A 17,883-nucleotide genomic window follows, 5' to 3' on the forward strand; every position below is an offset into this window, starting at 1 on the left:
CCGAGTGCCGGTGTCCGGCTGCTAATGTCTGCCGTGCTCGCGACGGAAGTTCTCGTCGCGGCGGAACTGTTTCCGAGTCGATGGGGAATGAATAAGGTGCTCAAGAAGTCCGCAATTGTCGCCGCTGCCGCGGCCGGTTTCATGATGATCGGTTCCCCGGCCTTCGCCACGCAGGGTGGTGGCCACTGGGACGACGGTGGTGACACCGGCCAGCTCGGCCTGGTCAACGTCGACGACGTCCTGAACGACAACAACGTGGGTGTCTGCGACAACCAGGTGAACGTTCTCGGTGTCCAGGTCGCCGACGCCCTCAACGGCGCGGGGCTGACCGTGCCGGTCCTGACCGGCGCGTCGGAGTCCGACTCGGGTCACGCTCCGGACACCTGCGTCGCCGACGCCGAAAACTGACGCCGATCCCACAGGGGATCCACGCCGGAACGGCTCCGGCTCGGCCACCTGCCCCGGCGCGGTCCGACTGCACTCCGGGCGGCCCGGGACGGTTTTCTGGGTGAGAACTGGCCGATGCCGGCTGATCCGGGCGCGGACGGGAATTACTGGTACTAACTCCCGTCCGCGCCCGGTGTTCTTCGGGTAGAACAACGACGAACACCCGCATTCACTCCGGATGCGGGTGTTTTGTCGTGCCCGTGATCCTACCGGCGCGTAACCTGCGCCGCGAGGGTGGCGCGCAGTCGTCTCGCGTTCCGGGACTCCGGCTCCGGACAGCCGCGACGCCACGAATCACACGCGCGTAAGTCACTCGGACGGGCTAAATCTGCGATCTGAAGTTCTCACGCTCTGTCACTGATGTCCCACCCCGTCAGGGGGTTTGAACCAGATGCCACCGTTCGTCACCGAGGGTGATCACACTCCGTGAAGATTCGGGTGCGACAAACGAGCGGAAAAAGCGCAGCGCATGCCACCTGTGGGGTGGTGGGGCCGTTTTGGCTGACGTGAAACGTCGTTCGTCCGGGTGATGGCGCGGCGGTGGTGCATTTGCTTTCGAGCGGCCGCGGCGGCTGCTAATGTCTGCCGTGCTCGCGACGGAAAGTCTCGTCGCGGCGGAACTGTAAATCGAGTCGATGGGGAATGAATAAGGTGCTCAAGAAGTCTGCAATTGTCGCCGCTGTAGCGGCCGGTTTCATGATGGTCGGTTCCCCGGCGTTCGCTTCGCAGGGATCCTGGGACGAGGGTGGCGACACCGGCCAGCTGGGCCTGGTCAACGTCGACGACGTCCTGAACGACAACAACGTCGGCGTCTGCGACAACAACGTCAACGTGCTCGGTGTCCAGGTGGCCGACGCCCTCAACGGCCTGGGCGTCACCGTGCCGATCCTGACCGGCGCGAACCACTCCGCGTCCGGGTCCGCCCCGGACACCTGCGTCGCCGAGGCCGACAACTGAGGCTCGACGCTGAACCGGGCGCGGCCGGGAACTACTGGTACTAGTTCCCGTCCGCGCCCGCTGTTCTCCACCCGAGAACGCCGGACACCCGCATCCGCCCCGGATGCGGGTGTTCTGTCGTCTCCGGGATGCCGTCAGGCCGGCTGGGGCGTGAGCCCGTCCGGCGTGCCGGTGCCGACCTTCGGCGGGAGCGCGGCCTCGTGCTCGACGACGTACTGCCCGAGCTGCCTGCCCAGCTCGCTGTAGGCGGTGAACTTGCCGTCGTCGAAGAACTGGTCGCTCGTGCCGTCTCGCGGGAACTCCGGGTTGTGGGCGGCGTAGGAGAGCAGCTCGTAGGGCAGGTCGCGCCACAGCAGGGCTTTCGCCACGATCAGCCGCCCCACCCGCGCCTTGCCGCTCTCCGGCGGGTAGTGGATCGTGCCGGTGATCAGCGGGCTGTCGGACAGCCGGCTGTTCAGCGCGCTGAGCGGGTGCTCGGGGGTGAGCGGTTCGGACGCGCCACCCGGCTCCGCGCGCCACGGCTCGTCGAGGGTGACCCGCACGCCGAGTTCCTGCGACGCGAGCGCGAGCGCCGAGGCCAGCCCGCTCGCCGAGGGCGGGGCGTCGGCACCGGCGTCGATGCAGTAGATCGTGGTGCAGCGGCGGCGGAACAGTTCCACCAGCCCGAGGTTGTCGTAGTGCCCGCCGTCGGTGACGTGCAGCAGCCGGTCGCCGTGGGAGTGGATGCCCAGCACCTCGCGCAGCAGGTAGGGCAGGCGGCGGGCGTGCGGCAGCGTGGGGTAGGCCCACGCGACGGGATCCGTGCGCGGCGGGCGGCGCAGCAGGATGTCCGGGTTGGGCAGCCACGTGCCCAGGCGGGCGCCGGAAAGGGCGAGCAGGATCTGGTACCAGCGAGAGGCGCGGCCCATCGACGAGGCGAACGCGGCGCCGCTGATCGCCACCGCGCCCTGCACGGTGAGGTCGCGCTGGAACCGCTTCGGCACGTCGGCCTGCAGGACCGGTGTCGGGACCCACCCGACGTCCGGCCCGCCGACCCAGTCGCTGCTCATCGTGTACGACACGGCGTTGAGACCGGGGGAGGTGCGGCCCTCGCCGGTGAGGTTCGCGGCGGCGGCGAACACGACCCGCGGGAAGCCCTTCGCGCAGCCGTAGGTCGCCAGCGAACTGCGTTCGGTGCTCGGGTAGGGGACGGCGACGATCTGGCCGTCGCTCCGGCGCACCGCGCGCACGGCGAACGTGCACGCCAGCCGCTCGCGGTAGAACGGGTGCATGCTCAGCGACGTCTCGTCGACCAGGCCGCCGAGCCACAGCAGCACGACCACCAGCCCCAGCGCCGTCCACAGCAGATCCGGCTCGCCGAGCGGCGTGATCACCACGGCGAACAGCAGCAGCCAGGCCAGGGCGAGGATCGTGGTCGTGACGATCACCAGCAGCCGCTGGAGGAGGCTGCTGGGCAGTGCCGCGGTCAGCTTGCCGATCGAGTCGCGGGAGCCGGCGACCACCTTGCGGTTGCGCCAGGCCACGGTGGCCACAGTGGACAGGTAGGTCAGCAGCACCGCGACGGCCGGGCTGCCGAGCGCGACCGCCGACGGGGTCAGCGTCAGCAGCCGGTCGGCCAGCCAGGCCAGCGCGGGCAGCCCGAGCGTCAGCGTGGCGATCACGGCCGCGAGCACCGCCAGCCGGGTCGACGATCGCCGCGCGACCTGGCGCAACACCACCCGCTTCGGGGGCAGCCAGCGTGCGATCAGCGAGAGGACCGCGGCGACCACCGTGGTCAGCCCCAGTGCGATCAGTGCGCCCAGCCGGGGCGCGGGGTAGGCCCCGCCCGCGGGGAACACGGTCAGCGGGATGTGCTGGTAGAGCCAGCCGGTCGCCACGCCCAGCACCACCGCGGGGGCGAACACGAGGAACAGCGACAGCACCAGCCCGCGTGCGAGCACGCCCAGTGCGGTCAACAGTTGCGGCGTGGTGCCGGCCAGGTAGCTGACGTGGCGGCGGATGTGGTCCTCTTCGACGCTGCCGGCGCCCAAGGCCGACTCCGGCGTCGCCACCGACTCGCCGGGCGGTGGCTGGTTCGGGTCGCGCGCCGGCGTCAGCGCCTGGACCAGGGCGCCCGCGGTGTAGCCGCCGCCGGAGACCGACACCAGGTAGTCGGCGCCCAGCAGCCGTTCCCGCAGCGGTTGCAGCGCGCCCAGCGCCAGGCTCGCCGAGCGGATGCCGCCCCCGGACAGGCAGAACCCGGTACCGCCGACCGGCTGGTCCGGCGGCAGCCGGTACCCCTTGCGCCACCGGGCCCCGGCCGGTTCCTCGGTGCCGCTGCCCGGGGCGGCCGGATCGACCGGCCCGAGCGCTGCCGAGGCGATCCCGCCGGGCGGGTTCTCGTGCCGCACCGGCCGGACACAGCGGACAAGGGTGAGCACGACGCCGTAGAGCGCGAGGAGCACGGCCGGCAGCAGGCCGGCGAACTTGGTCACCGCGGCGGCCGTGGCGAAGTCCAGCAGCAGCGGTTTCGGATCGCGGGTGCCGACCAGCAGCAGCACGTTCTCCACGACGTCGGAGACGACCGCGACCAGCCCGGCGATGCGGGCGAACCGGGCGACCTCGTGCATGGCGGTGTGCGGCTGCGACACCCACAACGCCGCGGTGGTGCCCAGCAGCAACGCGAGCCCGTAGCCCGCGACCAGGGCGAAGTCCCACCACAGCGTCGTCGCGGTGCCGGGCGGGAACGGCAGCGGCTGGTCCCGCCCGCCCAGTTCGCGGGCGAGGATCCCGGTGTCCGGGGCGTAGGCCAGGTACAGCCCGAGGCCGAGCCCGCCCAGGACCGGGGCCGCGACGGCGGTCAGCGCCGCCGCACCACGCCCCGGCGTCCGGCCCGCACGGGGCAGCACGTCACGCCAGCGCATCCTCGGCCTCCCCAGCGGATCCGCACAGTAATGCGAGGAGTGTGGTGGTGCCGCTGCGAGCTGTAAAGGCCATCCGGGTGAACGGCCCCGGAACTGTAATCAGGCGGACAATCCGGACTCCGACGGGCTAGCGTCGGGGGGCGATGGACACCCACGCCGAACCGGCCCTCATCGGGCGGGACCACCCCAGCGCCGTGCTGCGCGCCGAGATCGGCCGCGCGGTGGACAGCCACGGCGGCCTCGTGCTGGTCACCGGCGAGCCGGGCATCGGCAAGACCACGCTGATCACCGGCGCGGCGGACGACGCGCGCCGGCTCGGCGCCCTCGTGCTGGGCAGTGCCTGCTGGGACTCCGGCAGTGCCCCCGGGTACTGGCCGTGGGTGCAGGTGCTGCGCGGGCTGCGGCGGTCGGCCACCGGCGAGGAGTGGTCCGCGATCGAACAGGACGCCGGCGGCGGGCTGGCGGTGCTGCTGGGCGAGGCGGGCGCGCGCGACGCGCCGGACGGGTTCCGCCTCTACGACGCCGTCACCAGCGCGCTCGTCACCGCCTCCCACCGCAGGCCGGTGGTGGTCCTGCTCGACGACCTGCACTGGGCGGACCCGGCCTCGCTCAAACTGCTCGAGTTCGCCGCGGGCCACACCTGGTTCGAGCGGCTGCTGCTGGTCGGCACCTACCGGGACGCGGAGGTCGAGGTCGCCGACCACCCGCTGCGGCCGCTGCTGTCGCCGCTGGTCGCCAAGGCGCGGACGGTCACGCTCACCGGGCTGGACCCCGGCGACGTGGGACGGCTCATCGCCCGCACGGTGGGGGAGGTGCCCGGTGACGACGTGGTCGCCGAGGTGCACCGCCGCACCGGCGGCAACCCCTTCTTCGTCGAGCAGGCGGCGCGGCTGTGGCACAGCGGTGGCTCGGTCACGGCGATCGCGCCCGGTGTCCGGGACGCGGTGCGCCGCCGGCTGTCGCTGCTGCCCGAGCCGGTGGTGGGTCTGCTGACCACCGCGGCGGTGCTGGGCCGTCAGTTCCACCGGCAGGTGCTCGCGGCGGTCGCGGCGATCCCGGTCCCGCAGGCCGACCGCCTGCTCGACCAGGCGGTGGCCGCCCGGCTCGTCGCGGTGCGTGGCGGCGGCCGGTTCGCCTTCGCGCACGACTTGGTGCGCGAGACGCTCTACGACGCGCTCGACGAGGCCGAGGCCCGGCGGCGCCACGCCACCGTGGTCACCGCGCTCGGCTCCTCGCCCGCTCTCGCCGACCGGATCCTGCCCGCCGAAGCCGCGCGCCACGCGCACCTGGCCGGCCCGGCGGTGCCCGCCGCGCGCGCCGTCGAGCTGATCGTCGCGGCCGGGCGGGCCGCCTCCGGCCGGATGGCCTTCGAGGAGGCACTGGGCCATTTCCGGCGTGCCGCGTCCGTGGTGGACGATCCGCGGCGTCGGGTGTTCGTGCTGCTGGAGCTGGGCGGCGAGTTGCACCACGCCGACGAGCCGGCCGAGGGCTGGGCGGTGTTCGGGGAGGCCATCGCACTGGCCCGGCGCCTGGGTGATCCGGAGCTGCTCGCCCGGGTCGCGCTGACCGCCTACCGGTGGGGCGGGGAGGCCGAGCGGGCCGACCTCGAGGGCGGGCTCATCGCCGAGGCGCACCGCGCGCTGATCGGGCCGGGCGGGGCGGAGCGGTCGCTGGAGGAGCAGGTGCGGGACCTCGTCGTCCAGCTGGGCATGCTGGCCCGCCGGGGCGGCGACGACGAGGCGCTGGGGTTCAGCCTGTCGACGCTGCACGACTCGATCTGGGGCCCGGGCACGGCCGCCGAACGCGAGGCGCTGATGGCGGAGCTGGCCGAGGTCGCGCACCGCAGCGGGGACGCCGAGACCGAGCAGTACGCGACGTCGCTGCGCTGGGTCGCGCTGCTGGAGCTCGGCGATCCGCGCTACTACGCCCAGATGCTGAAGTTCGTCGCGATGACCGAGCGCGGCGGCATGCGGCGGATGCAGGTGGGCGCCACGATCGACCAGAGCATCCTCGCCGCGTTCCAGGGCCGGTTCGCCGAGGCGGAGGCGCTGTTCGAAGAGGTGCTGAACGCGCCGGAACAGGCGCAGCACACGCATTTCCTGCCGATGCTGCGTCACCACCGGTGGTCGTTGCTGCTGCAGCAGGGCCGGTTCGACCAACTGGCGGAGTTCCACGCCACGCTCGGGCCGGGCGACCACCCGTACCCGGCGCTGCTGGAGGCCATCACCGCGGTGCAGCGCGGTGATGCCGCCGCGGCGTCGCGGTACCTGGCCGGGCTGGGGGAGCGGCCTCCGTTGCCGCGCTCCTACCTGCCGATGTTCGTGCGGCTGCAGGCCCAGACCGCGGCCGCCACCGGCGACGCCGGGCTCGTGGCGCGGGCGCGCGAGGCGCTGCTGCCCCACGACGGGCAGTGGCTGGTGTCGGTGTTCGGTTTCGACATCGGCGGCCCGGTCACCTTCTGGCTGGGACGGCTGGCCGCGGTGGAACGCCGGTGGGACGAGGCGCTCGCGCGCTACCGTGCCGCTGAACTGTCCGCCGAGTCGCTGCGGGCGCGGCCGTGGGCGGCCGAGGCGCGCCTGGCCCGCGCCGCCGCGCTGCTGGACCGCGGCGCGCCCGGCGACGAGGATGCCGCGGGGCCGCTGCTCGACGCGGTCGCCGCGGAGGCGGCCGAACTGGGCTTGCGGCACGTAACCGACCGGGTGCGCCGCCTGCGGTCTGCGCGGGCGGAACCCGCGGTGACCGGCGAGTTCCGGTTCACCGGGACCACCTGGACGGTCGGGCTGGGCGGGCGGACCCTGCACCTGCCGGACGCCAAAGGCCTGCGGGACCTGCACTTCCTGCTCAGCCACCCGGGCACCGACGTGCCCGCGGTCCGGCTGCTCGATCCGGCGGGCGGGGAGGTCGGGGTCGCCGCCCGCGGCCTGGGCGGGGACGCCGTCCTCGACGACACGGCGAAGGCGGCCTACCGGCGCCGGCTCGCCGCACTGGACGACGAGATCGACGCGGCGGCGGCGCGCGGGGACGACGACCGGGCCGCGCGGCTCGACGGCGAGCGGGCTGCCCTGCTGGACGAACTGCGTGCCGCGGCCGGGCTGGGCGGGCGCACCCGGCGGCTCGGGGACGAGGCCGAGCGCGCCCGCAAGGCGGTGACCGCCCGGATCCGCGACACGCTGCGCCGGCTGGACGATCGCCACCCCCAGCTCGCCGAGCACCTGCGGGCGACCGTCTCCACCGGCGCGAGCTGCCGCTACGACCCGGGCAGTCCCGCCGTGACCTGGCGGCTGTGACTCACTTGCGGTTGTACAGCCGCATGGTCAGCGTCCCGAACACCACCAGCAGGGCACCGCTGGCGACGAAGGTCCACAGGACGGCGCTGCCGTCCGGGGCGCCCATCATCAGGCTGCGCACCGCGTCGGACAGGATCGTCACCGGGTTGACCTCGACGAACGCCCGCAGCCAGCCGGGCATCGTGGCCGGGTCGACGAACACGCTGGACAGGAACGTCAGCGGGAACAGCACCATCATGCTCACGCTCATCACCGACTTCTCGGTGCGCAGCATCAGCCCGAACATCGTCCAGATCCAGGAGAACGCGAACGAGAACACCAGCAGCAGGCCGACGCCGGCCAGCACGCCCGCAGCCCCGCCGGCCGGGCGGAAACCCAGGACCAGACCGAGCACGAGGATGACCGCCGAGGCCGTCGAGTAGCGGAAGACGTCGCCGAGCAGGGCGCCCACCAGGGCCGCGGGCCGCCAGATCGGCAGGGTGCGGAACCGGTCGAACACGCCCTTCTCGATGTCGATGTTCACGCCCAGGCCGGTGTACATGGTGATCATCACGACACTCATCACCAGGATGCCGGGCAGCAGGAACTGCAGGTACTGCGTGGTGGATCCGGCCAGCGCGCCGCCGAACAGGTAGGTGAACATCAGGGTCATCATGATCGGGAACGCGGTGACGTCGAACAGCTGCTCGGGGACGTGCTTGATCTTGAGCATCGCCCGCCAGCCGAACGTCAGCGACGCCGACCACGCGCTGGGCCGCTGCGGCTGCTCGCCGGCGTCGAGCACCGCGTGCAGGCTTTCCGCGGCCGGGGTGCACCCGGCCGTGCTGGTGTCGCTGGTGGTCGCGGTCATGCCGCCGCCTCCTGTTCCGCGGGGTGGTCGGTGAGGGCCAGGAACACCTCGTCGAGGCTGGGCTGGCCGAGGGAGAAGTCGTCGACGGTGATGCCGGCCTGGGCGAGGTCGGCCAGGGCGCGGGCGGCGTGCTCGGCCGCACCCAGGTCCGATTCGGCCCCGCCGATCCGCGCGGTGAGCGACACCGGATCGCCGCCCGGTTCCACGGCGGACCCCAGCGCGCGGGCCATCACCTGCTGCGCGTGGGCGCGCTGGGCGCCGTCGCGGAGGCGGACGTGGATCGAGCCGGCCCCGACCGAGGCCTTCAGCTCACCGGGTGTGCCCTCGGCGATGACCTTGCCGTGGTCGATCACCGCGATGCGGTGGGCCAGGTGGTCGGCCTCGTCGAGGTACTGCGTGGTCAGCAGCACGGTCGTGCCCTGGGCCACGATGATCCGCACGATGTCCCACACCTGGTTGCGGCTGCGCGGGTCCAGGCCGGTGGTCGGCTCGTCCAGGAACAGCACGTCCGGGGTGCGCAGGATGCTGGCCGCGATGTCGATGCGCCGCCGCATGCCGCCCGAGTAGTTCTTGACCTGCCTGCCGCCGGCATCGGCCAGCCCGAACGCCTCCAGCAGCCGGCCGGCCCGCTCCCGCGCGCCCGGTTTGCGGTGGCCGAACAGGCGGCCCAGCAGCACGAGGTTCTCCATGCCGGTGAGGTCCTCGTCGATGGAGGCGTACTGGCCGGTGAGGCTGACCCGCTGCCGCACGGCGTCCGGTTCGCGCAGCACGTCGTGGCCGAACACCCGGGCCTCGCCGCCGTCGGGGCGCAGCAGGGTCGCCAGCACCCGCACCGCGGTGGTCTTGCCCGCGCCGTTGGGCCCGAGCACGCCGTAGACGCTGCCGGCCGGCACCGCGAGGTCGACGCCGTCCACGGCCCGTGTCCGGCCGAACACCTTCACCAGCCCGGAGGTCTCGATCGCCAGATCGGTCATGGGGAATCCTTTCCCTGGTCAGGCCACGTAGGGGCGGGCGCGGCGGGCGGTGCGCAGCGCGCGGCCCCACCAGACGAGCTGGTCGAGCATCGGTCCGGCCGACTGCCGGACGGCCTCGTCGCGCGGCCCTCCGTCCGGCCCGGTGTCGAAGAGGTTGAAGCTGACGGTGTTGCGCAGGGTCACGGTGTGCAGCTCGGTGAAGACGACGCGCAGCTGCTCGACCGCGTACAGGCCCGCGCAGCGGCACCCGTAGGACACGAAGGCCACGGGTTTGGCCTGCCACTCGTCGTAGGCGAAGTCGATCGCCTGCTTGAGCGAGGCCGGGAAGCTGCGGTTGTACTCCGGGGTGATGACGACGAACGCGTCCGCGCGGTCGATCGCGGTGGTGAACGCCGTCATCGCCGGGGTCGCGCGAGCGGGGTAGCGGGCCGGGAAGTCGAAGTCGGCCAGGTCGACCGTCGTCAGCTCCAAGTCGTCACGCTCGCCGGCCTGCTTGGCGAACCACCGGCCCACCAGCTGCCCGGCCCGGCCCTCCCGGGTGCTGCCGATCAGGGCCAGGACCCTCAGGACGTCCTCCACGGCGGCCTCCTCTCGCCCTTCACCCGATAGGCGCGAGAAGACCCGCTAGACCGGATCTAGCGGAAGCGGAACCGGCGCACCAGGCGCCAGTGGCCGGCGTGGACGGCCAGCCACGCCTCGGTGAGCCGGGCCGCCACCGGCAGGCGGGTGCCGAGTTCCCGGACCAGTGCGGCGCTGTCCCCGGGGCTCGCACCCATCGCGATCGTCAGGTGCGGTTCGACGTCCTCGCCGAACCGCCCGTCGTAGGGCCGCACCGCCGGCCAGCGGTCCCGCAGCCGGGCGATCAGCCCGGTGAGGGCCTGCGCGGGTTCGGGGGTGAGGAACACGAACCCGTCGTCGTGGTCGCAGCGCTCGAACCGCACCTCGACCTGCGGGTGCTGCTCCAGGAGGCCGGCGAGGGCCGCGAGCGTGGCGTCGTCCAGCTCGCCCGCGGGCAGGAACGGGTAGAGCAGCGAGATGTGCGCGGGCAGCCCCCGCCGGGCGGCCGCCGAACGCCGGGCGGCCACCGCGAGCAGCGGATCGGCGGCCGGCACGGGAACCGCGAGCACACTGCGTCCGTCGGCGGTCATGGACCCGTTCTACCGGCGTGCGCGAACCGGCCGCTGTCCGGGTCGCTGAGGAAACGATCTCGCCGCACTAGGCTCGATCGTGTGACAGAGCTGTCCTTCGAGCCGCTGTCCCCGGTCTCCTTCCTGGACCGGGCCGAGGCGGCGCACGGTGACCGGGTCGGGGTCGTCGACGGGGAACGGCGGTGGACCTACGCCGAGCTGGCCGACCGGTGCCGCCGGCTGGCCGGGGCGCTCGCGCCGCTCGCCCAGGGCAGGCCGGTCGCGGTACTCGCCCCGAACACGCACGTGCTGCTGGAGGCCAACTTCGGCGTGCCGTGGGCCGGGGTGCCGCTCGTCGCGCTGAACACCCGCCTGTCCGCCGGGGAGATCGCCTGGATCCTCGGGCACTGCGAGGCCGCGGTGCTGGTGCACGACCCGGTGTTCGACGAGCTGGTGGCCGGTGTGCTGGGCGAGCTGAGCCGTCCGATCCAGGTGATCCGGGCGGGACAGCAGTACGAGGAGCTGCTGGCCCGGGCGACCCCGCGCGCCGATACGCCCCGGGACGAACGCGGCCTGCTGTCCATCAACTACACCTCGGGCACGACCGGACGGCCCAAAGGCGTGATGTACCACCACCGGGGCGCCTACCTGCAGGCGCTGGCCATGGTCGGGCACACCGGTCTCGCACCGTCGGCGGTGCACCTGTGGACCCTGCCCATGTTCCACTGCAACGGCTGGTGCTTCCCGTGGGCGGTCACCGCGGCCGCCGCCACCCACGTGTGCCTGCCGAAGGTCGAGCCCGCGCGGGTGTGGTCGCTGATCCGCGAGGAGGGCGTCACGCACCTCAACGGGGCGCCGACCGTGTTGTCGATGCTGGCCTACGCCCCGGAGGCGGCGCCGGTCGCGCACACCGTGCGCGTCGCGACCGGCGGCGCGCCGCCGAGCCCCGCGATCCTGCGCCGGATGGGGGAACTCGGTTTCGACGTGACCCACCTGTACGGGCTGACCGAGACCTTCGGCCCGGTCATGATCTGCGACTGGCGTCCGGAGTGGACCGCCCTCGAGCCCGCCGAGCAGGCCCGCCTCAAGGCCCGGCAGGGCGTGGGCAACATGGTCGCCTGCCGCGCCCGGGTGGTGGCCGAGGACGGCACCGACGTGCCCGCCGACGGCGTCACCACCGGCGAGATCGCCTTGCGGGGCAACAACGTCATGCTCGGCTACTACCGCGACCCCGAAGCGACCCGCCGCGCCGCACCGGACGGCTGGTTCCGCACCGGCGACCTCGGCGTGATGCACCCCGACGGCTACGTGGAGCTGCGCGACCGCAGCAAGGACGTGATCATCTCCGGCGGGGAGAACATCGCCAGCGTCGAGGTCGAGCAGGTCATCGCCGACCACCCGGCGGTGCTGGAGGTCGCGGTGATCGCGGTGCCCGACGAGCGCTGGGGCGAGGTGCCCGCGGCCTACGTGACGTTGCGGGACGGGGCATCCGCGACGGCCGAGGAGATCACCGGGTTCGTGCGGGACCGGCTGGCCCGGTTCAAGGCACCCAGGCGGGTCGTGTTCGGCCCGCTGCCCAAGACCTCCACCGGCAAGATCCAGAAATACGTGCTGCGCGACCAGGCGTGGGCCGGCCGGGACCGGCGTATCCAATGAGTAACAGCCGGGTTGGCCCGCCACCGTCCGGGGTAGCCGGGGGCGGAGAGTTCCGGCGCGGTGGGAGCGGCACCGCGTACGCATGCAAGGCAGGGGAGGGCGCGGTGTTGTGGTTGATGTTGCTGGTCCCGATCGTGATCCTGGTCTCGACGGTGAGTTTGCAGAAGTTCGAGGCCGTGATGCTGGGGACCGACCCGTGGCGGGACCGCCACCGGTAGGCGCCGGGGACGTGCGGGCATGACGACGGTCTTCCTCGTCGACGACCACGAGGTGGTGCGGCGGGGCGTCGCCGACCTCGTGGAGGCCGACGCGGACCTCACCGTGGTGGGCGAGGCCTCGACGGTGGCCGAGGCGCTGGCCCGGGTTCCGGCGGCGCGGCCGGACGTCGCGGTGCTCGACCTGCGTCTCCCCGACGGCAGCGGCATCGAGCTGTGCCGCGAACTGCGCTCGCGAATGCCCCAGCTGCAGTGCCTGATCCTGACCTCCTACACCGACGAGCAGGCCATGCTCGACGCGATCCTCGCCGGGGCCGGCGGGTACGTCGTCAAGGACGTGCGGGGCATGGAACTGGTCTCCGCGGTGCGCCAGGTCGGTGCCGGGAAGTCCCTGCTGGACACCCGCGCCGCCTCCGCGCTGATGTCCCGGCTGCGCGACGACGCCGCCCCGACCGGGGTGGTGGCGCGGTTGTCCGAGCAGGAGCGGCGGTTGCTCGACCTGATCGGCGAGGGCCTGACCAACCGCGAGATCGCCGAGCGGATGTTCCTCGCCGAGAAGACCGTGAAGAACTACGTGTCGCGGCTGCTGCACAAGCTCGGCATGCAGCGCCGCACCCAGGCCGCGGTCCTGGCCAGCAGCCTGCGCAAGGACCGGCCGGGCCACCGGTGAGGCGGCCCGGCCGGGTCCGGGCGTCAGCGCACGTTGAAGGTGTCCGGGTCCGGGCCGGTGCGCAGGCCCTTCTCCAGCTTCGCCAGGTCGGCCAGGTCGCTGTCGTCCAGCTCGAACCCGAACAGGTCCAGGTTCTCCCGGACCCGCGAGGGCGTGACGGACTTCGGGATGACGACGTTGCCCAGCTGCAGGTGCCAGCGCAGCACGATCTGCGCCGGGGTCCGGCCGTGCTTGTCCGCCAGCGCGGTCACCGCGGGCTCGGCCAGCAGCTCGCCGCCCTTGGCCAGCGGGCTCCACGCCTCGGTGATGATGCCGTGCTCGGCGTGGTAGGCACGCAGCTCCTGCTGCTGCAGGTAGGGGTGCAGTTCGATCTGGTTGACCGCGGGCACGATCCGGCTCTCCTGCGCCAGCCGGTCCAGGTGGTGCGGCTGGAAGTTGGAGACGCCGATCGCGCGGACACGGCTGTCGGCGTAGACCTGCTCCAGGGCGCGCCAGCTGTCGGTGTACAGCCCCGCCTCGGGGACCGGCCAGTGGATCAGGTACAGGTCCAGGTACTCCAGGCCGAGCTCGGACAGGCTCTTGTCGAACGCGCGCAGCGTCTCGTCGTAGCCCTGGTCGGCGTTCCACAGCTTGGTGGTGACGAACAGCTCGTCGCGGGCGATGCCGGAGTCGGCCAGTGCCCGGCCCACCGCGGCCTCGTTGGCGTAGGCGGTGGCGGTGTCGATGCTGCGGTAACCGGCCTCCAGCGCGGTGGTGACGGCCCTCGTGGTCTCTTCGGCCGGGACCTGGAAGACCCCGAAGCCCACCTGCGGCATGTGCACGCCGTTGTTGAGCTCGACGGTGGGAATGGTGGTCATGCGTTTCCTTTCGTTCATCGGTGGACGGCCGGGATCTCCGGTGCCGTCCGCTTCGCCGGGCGCTTCTCGAGCGCGCCCGAGACCAGCGCGACGCCGAGCCCGGCGGCGGCCAGCGCCGCGCCGATCCAGTTCGGCGCCGTGTAGCCGAGACCGTGCTCGATCGCGAGCCCGCCCAGCCAGGCGCCGCCCGCGTTGCCGAGGTTGAACGCCCCGATGTTCGCGGCCGAGGCCAGCGCCGGGGCGTCCCCGGCCTTGGTCATCACCCGGGCCTGCAGCGGCGGCACGGTCGCGAACCCGGCCGCACCGAACAACGCGATCGTGATCGCCGCCGGCAGCTGCGCGTGCGCGGTGAACACGAACGCGACGAGCACCACGGCCAGTGCGGCCAGGATGGCGTACAGGCTCGGCATCAGCGCGCGGTCGGCGGCCTTGCCCCCGGCGAGGTTGCCCACCACCAGGCCCCCGCCAAACAGGACGAGCAGCCACGTCACCGCGCCGGGGGAGAAGCCGGCGACCTCGGTCATCATCGGCGCGATGTAGGTGAAGGAGGCGAACACCCCGGCGAAGCCGAGCGCGGTCATGGCCAGCGCGAGCCACACCTGCGGACGGCGGAACACGGCCAGTTCGGTGCGCAGGCTCTGGCCGTCGGCGACCGGCCGGCGCGGCACCAGCGCGATGATGCCGAGCAGCGCGATCACGCCGAGACCGGCGACGGCCCAGAAGGTCGAGCGCCAGCCCAGCTGCTGGCCCAGCGCGGTGCCGGCGGGGACGCCGAGCACGTTGGCGACGGTGAGGCCGGTGAACATGATCGCGATGGCGCCGGCCTGCCGGTTGGGCGCGACCAGCGACGCGGCGACGACCGACCCGACGCCGAAGAACGCCCCGTGGGACAGGGCGGCCACCACGCGACCGGTCATGAGCAGACCGTATCCGGGGGCCAGTGCGGAGACGACGTTGCCCGCGATGAACAACACCATCAGTCCGGTGAGGACGGTCTTGCGCGGGATCTTCGAGCCCAGCGCGGTCAGCAGGGGAGCGCCGACCACGACGCCGAGGGCGTAACCGGAGATCAGGAGCCCCGCGGTGGGCACCGTCACGGCGAGATCGGTGGCGACCTCGGGCAGCACGCCCATGATCACGAACTCCGTCGTGCCGATGCCGAAGGCGGCGATGGCCAGCGCGAGCAGGGCGACAGGCATGAGGTTCCTTCTGACGAGTCTTTGGGGGTTCTCCGCAACGACCCGCCTCGACAATAGTTGCACACGCGGGTTATTGCCAACGGCGGCTACACTAGCAGGAAAGAAAGTGGTGGGTAGGCTGGGAGGCCCGGCGGAAGAGGTGGAGCGTGTCACTGCCCGACGACGCGGTCGAAGCCCGCGCACACGGCTGGCGGACCCTGGCGGCGCTGCACGCGCGGATCGAGGACCGGCTCGAGCGCGCCCTGCAGCGCGAGCACGAGCTGTCCGTCAGCGAGTACACGGTCCTGGAGGTGCTGTCCCGCCAGGACGGCTTCCACCTGCGGATGAACCAGCTCTCCACGGCCGTGGTGCTGAGCCAGTCCGCGACGACACGGCTGGTGAGCCGGCTCGAGGACCGGGGCCTGCTGCAGCGCTACCTGTGCCCCACCGACCGGCGCGGGATCTACACGGAGGTCACGCCGGCGGGCCGCGCCCTGCTGAACGCCGCGAAGCCCACGCACGACCGCGCGCTGACCGGCGCGCTGGCGGAGGCCGAGGAGCTGCCCGAGCTGGCGCCGCTGGTCACGGCGTTGCAGTCGCTGGAACTGCCGGCCGCCGCGTCACGCTGAGGACCGGTCGGCGGGGAAGCGGCCGGGCGGTTCGCGGACCGCTGGAGGAGGAACCTGGACCGGGGAGCCGGGTTCGGCGGTGTTGGCGACCAGCAGCCGGTCCGGGTGTCGGCTAGGCACTGGATCAACGGCGCGACCCGCATCGACCTCGACGAGCGGGACGAGTACGTGACCCCCCACGCTCACCGAAGCCAGCCGGCTTCTTCGGAACCCACCTCGGAGCGGGCACCGCCGCCGCGGGGCGGTGACGCTCTCGCGCTCGTACCGCAAGATCGGAGAAGCGCGCCGCGACGGAACGGTCATAGGGTTCGGGCATGACGAACCAGATGATCTTCGTGAACCTGCCCGTCGCCGATCTCGATCGCGCCAAGAAGTTCTGGGCGGACCTCGGCTACGAGTTCAACCCGCAGTTCACCGACGAGAACGCGGCCTGCCTGGTGTTCAGCGACACGATCTTCGCGATGCTGCTGAGAACCGAGTTCTTCACGACCTTCACCGGCAAGCAGATCGCCGACAGCGCGAAGTCCACCGAGGTGCTGCTGGGCCTGTCCGCGGAGAGCCGGGAAGCGGTGGACGCGCTGGTGGACAAGGCCGTCGCGGCCGGCGGGCGGGAGAGCCGCGACCCGATGGACCACGGCGTCATGTACCAGCGCTCGTTCGAGGACCCGGACGGGCACACCTGGGAGATCATCTGGATGGACCCGGCGAACATCCAGAACTGATCGCCGTATAACGACCTATACGGCGCGGCTCAGCAGCCCAACCGGTCCGCCAGCTCCGGGAAGCCGGAGACGTGAAGATCGGCCCGGACGTCTCCGGCCCGGTCGGCGGCGTGGTCCGGACCCTTCTCCCGCGGGCGCTCCAGGAAGGCGGTGCGCAGGCCGGCGGCGCGGGCGCCGTCGAGGTCCCACGCGTGCGCGGCCACCATCAGCACCTCGTGCGGCGCGACGTCCAGCAGGCCCGCCGCGGTCAGGTACACCTGGGCGGCCGGCTTGTAGGTGCGCGCGAGCTCGGCCGACAGCACGCAGTCGAACCGCAGGTCGGCGGCCTTGAGCAGGTGCGTCATCAGCGCGAAGCCGCCGTTGGACAGCGCGGCGACGACGTACCGCGACCGCAGCCGCGCCAGGCCCTCGGCCGAGTCCGGCCACGCGGGCAGCCGGTGCCAGGCCCGCACCAGCCGGGCCCGCGCCTGCTCGTCCACCTTCCCGGCCACGCCGTGCGTTTCGAGGAGCCCGTCCAGGGACTCGCGGTGCAGGGTGTCCAGGTAGGCCCATTCGCGCGAACCGTCCAGTACCCGCCGCATCGAGGGCAGGTACTCCTCGCGCCAGGCGGAGGCGAACCCGCCCGGGTCCAGCTCGACGCCGGCCGCGCCGAACACCTCGGCCACCTGGTCGCGCACCCCGCTGTACCAGTCCACGGTGGTGCCGAAGATGTCGCACGCGATCACGCGCACGTCGCTGACGTCGCTCATGACTCACCTTTCGGTCGTGCCCGGACGTGCACCCGTTCGCCCTGCGGGCCGAACAGGCTCAGCACCTCCGCGGTGTCCGGGCCGGGGTTGCCGAACCAGTGCGGGGTGCGCGTGTCGAACTCGGCGGCCTCACCCGGGGTGAGCACCACGTCGTGCTCGCCGAGCACCAGCCGCAGCCGCCCGTTGAGGACGTAGAGCCATTCGTAGCCCTCGTGCACCTGCCGGTCGGGCGCGGCCGACGGCTGCCCGGGCGGGTAGATCATCTTGTACGCCTGCAGTCCGCCCGGCCGCCGCGTCAGCGGCAGGAACGTGATGCCGTGGCGCACGACCGGCCGCGCGTGCACCCGCGGATCACCGGTGGCCGGCGCGCCGACCAGTTCGTCGAGCGTGACCTGGTGGACCCGCGCCAGGGGGAGCAGCAGCTCCAGCGTCGGCCTGCGGCCGCCGGACTCCAGCCGGGACAGCGTGCTGACCGAGATCCCGGTGGCCGAGGCCAGCTGCGCCAGCGTCACCCGCCGCTGTTTGCGCAGCGCCCGCAGCCGCGGCCCGACCGCGGCGAGCACGTCCTCGGAGATCTCCCCGTCGCCCACCCCGCCCATCTTGCCGCAGGGAAAACGGACCCGGGCGCGGCGCGCCAGCGCGGGAAGCCCCGCGGTCGTAAC

Annotated in this window: 16 protein-coding genes; 7 read left to right on the forward strand and 9 right to left on the reverse strand. The window is 72.7% G+C overall.

The window, feature by feature from the left end:
* The first annotated feature begins 96 nt into the window (after positions 1 to 96).
* Together FB470_RS27885 and FB470_RS27890 are read left to right on the forward strand one after the other, a co-directional pair.
* Positions 97 to 408, forward strand: a complete 312-nt coding sequence (locus tag FB470_RS27885; RefSeq protein ID WP_370876705.1) for a hypothetical protein — start codon at positions 97 to 99, stop codon at positions 406 to 408.
* Positions 409 to 1,143: 735 nt separating this feature from the next.
* Positions 1,144 to 1,404, forward strand: a complete 261-nt coding sequence (locus tag FB470_RS27890; protein WP_306996363.1) for a hypothetical protein — start codon at positions 1,144 to 1,146, stop codon at positions 1,402 to 1,404.
* A 134-nt stretch (positions 1,405 to 1,538) separates the two neighbouring features.
* On the opposite strand, the gene FB470_RS27895 is transcribed toward FB470_RS27890, so the two are convergent.
* Positions 1,539 to 4,307, reverse strand: a complete 2,769-nt coding sequence (locus FB470_RS27895; RefSeq protein WP_306996365.1) for a hypothetical protein — start codon at positions 4,305 to 4,307, stop codon at positions 1,539 to 1,541.
* Between the two features lie 143 nt (positions 4,308 to 4,450).
* On the opposite strand from FB470_RS27895, the gene FB470_RS27900 reads away from it, so the two are divergent.
* Complete coding sequence (locus FB470_RS27900; RefSeq protein ID WP_306996367.1) at positions 4,451 to 7,594, forward strand: ATP-binding protein; 3,144 nt, start codon at positions 4,451 to 4,453, stop codon at positions 7,592 to 7,594.
* Between the two features lies 1 nt (position 7,595).
* Here the strand turns inward: FB470_RS27900 and FB470_RS27905 are convergent, their stop codons facing one another.
* From FB470_RS27905 to FB470_RS27920, 4 genes are read right to left on the reverse strand one after another with little or no spacing between them, the layout of a single operon-like run.
* Complete coding sequence (locus FB470_RS27905) at positions 7,596 to 8,444, reverse strand: ABC transporter permease (RefSeq protein WP_306996369.1); 849 nt, start codon at positions 8,442 to 8,444, stop codon at positions 7,596 to 7,598.
* A complete protein-coding gene (locus FB470_RS27910) occupies positions 8,441 to 9,418 on the reverse strand; it encodes an ATP-binding cassette domain-containing protein (protein WP_306996370.1) in 978 nt (325 codons plus the stop codon). The genes FB470_RS27905 and FB470_RS27910 overlap by 4 nt, the downstream gene beginning before the upstream one ends.
* A gap of 18 nt (positions 9,419 to 9,436) precedes the next feature.
* Positions 9,437 to 9,997, reverse strand: coding sequence for an NADPH-dependent FMN reductase (locus FB470_RS27915; RefSeq protein ID WP_306996371.1), 561 nt, complete (start codon positions 9,995 to 9,997; stop codon positions 9,437 to 9,439).
* A gap of 56 nt (positions 9,998 to 10,053) precedes the next feature.
* Entirely contained in the window at positions 10,054 to 10,566 is a 513-nt protein-coding gene (locus FB470_RS27920) for a 2'-5' RNA ligase family protein (protein WP_306996373.1), read from the reverse strand.
* Positions 10,567 to 10,647: 81 nt separating this feature from the next.
* On the opposite strand from FB470_RS27920, the gene FB470_RS27925 reads away from it, so the two are divergent.
* Both FB470_RS27925 and FB470_RS27930 read left to right on the forward strand, forming a co-directional pair.
* The gene (locus FB470_RS27925) at positions 10,648 to 12,201 is read left to right on the forward strand and encodes an acyl--CoA ligase family protein (protein WP_306996374.1); all 1,554 of its coding nucleotides are present in this window, start codon (positions 10,648 to 10,650) and stop codon (positions 12,199 to 12,201) included.
* Between the two features lie 237 nt (positions 12,202 to 12,438).
* Positions 12,439 to 13,086, forward strand: coding sequence for a response regulator (locus FB470_RS27930; protein WP_306996376.1), 648 nt, complete (start codon positions 12,439 to 12,441; stop codon positions 13,084 to 13,086).
* Positions 13,087 to 13,109: 23 nt separating this feature from the next.
* On the opposite strand, the gene FB470_RS27935 is transcribed toward FB470_RS27930, so the two are convergent.
* Together FB470_RS27935 and FB470_RS27940 are read right to left on the reverse strand one after the other, a co-directional pair.
* Positions 13,110 to 13,943, reverse strand: a complete 834-nt coding sequence (locus FB470_RS27935; RefSeq protein WP_306996378.1) for an aldo/keto reductase — start codon at positions 13,941 to 13,943, stop codon at positions 13,110 to 13,112.
* A gap of 14 nt (positions 13,944 to 13,957) precedes the next feature.
* Positions 13,958 to 15,142 (reverse strand): MFS transporter, encoded by a 1,185-nt coding sequence (locus tag FB470_RS27940; protein WP_306996380.1) that lies wholly within the window; start codon positions 15,140 to 15,142, stop codon positions 13,958 to 13,960.
* Positions 15,143 to 15,288: 146 nt separating this feature from the next.
* On the opposite strand from FB470_RS27940, the gene FB470_RS27945 reads away from it, so the two are divergent.
* Together FB470_RS27945 and FB470_RS27950 are read left to right on the forward strand one after the other, a co-directional pair.
* Positions 15,289 to 15,750, forward strand: coding sequence for a MarR family winged helix-turn-helix transcriptional regulator (locus FB470_RS27945; protein WP_306996382.1), 462 nt, complete (start codon positions 15,289 to 15,291; stop codon positions 15,748 to 15,750).
* A gap of 314 nt (positions 15,751 to 16,064) precedes the next feature.
* Positions 16,065 to 16,472, forward strand: a complete 408-nt coding sequence (locus FB470_RS27950; RefSeq protein ID WP_306996384.1) for a VOC family protein — start codon at positions 16,065 to 16,067, stop codon at positions 16,470 to 16,472.
* 29 nt (positions 16,473 to 16,501) lie between these two features.
* Here FB470_RS27950 and FB470_RS27955 read toward each other — a convergent pair whose 3' ends face one another.
* The gene (locus FB470_RS27955) at positions 16,502 to 17,221 is read right to left on the reverse strand and encodes a haloacid dehalogenase type II (protein ID WP_306996386.1); all 720 of its coding nucleotides are present in this window, start codon (positions 17,219 to 17,221) and stop codon (positions 16,502 to 16,504) included.
* Positions 17,218 to 17,811 (reverse strand): helix-turn-helix domain-containing protein, encoded by a 594-nt coding sequence (locus FB470_RS27960; RefSeq protein ID WP_306996388.1) that lies wholly within the window; start codon positions 17,809 to 17,811, stop codon positions 17,218 to 17,220. The genes FB470_RS27955 and FB470_RS27960 overlap by 4 nt, the downstream gene beginning before the upstream one ends.
* Positions 17,812 to 17,883 lie beyond the last annotated feature (72 nt).

It is taken from the genome of Amycolatopsis thermophila, from assembly GCF_030814215.1.
GTDB classification, from domain to species: Bacteria; Actinomycetota; Actinomycetes; order Mycobacteriales; family Pseudonocardiaceae; genus Amycolatopsis_E; species Amycolatopsis_E thermophila.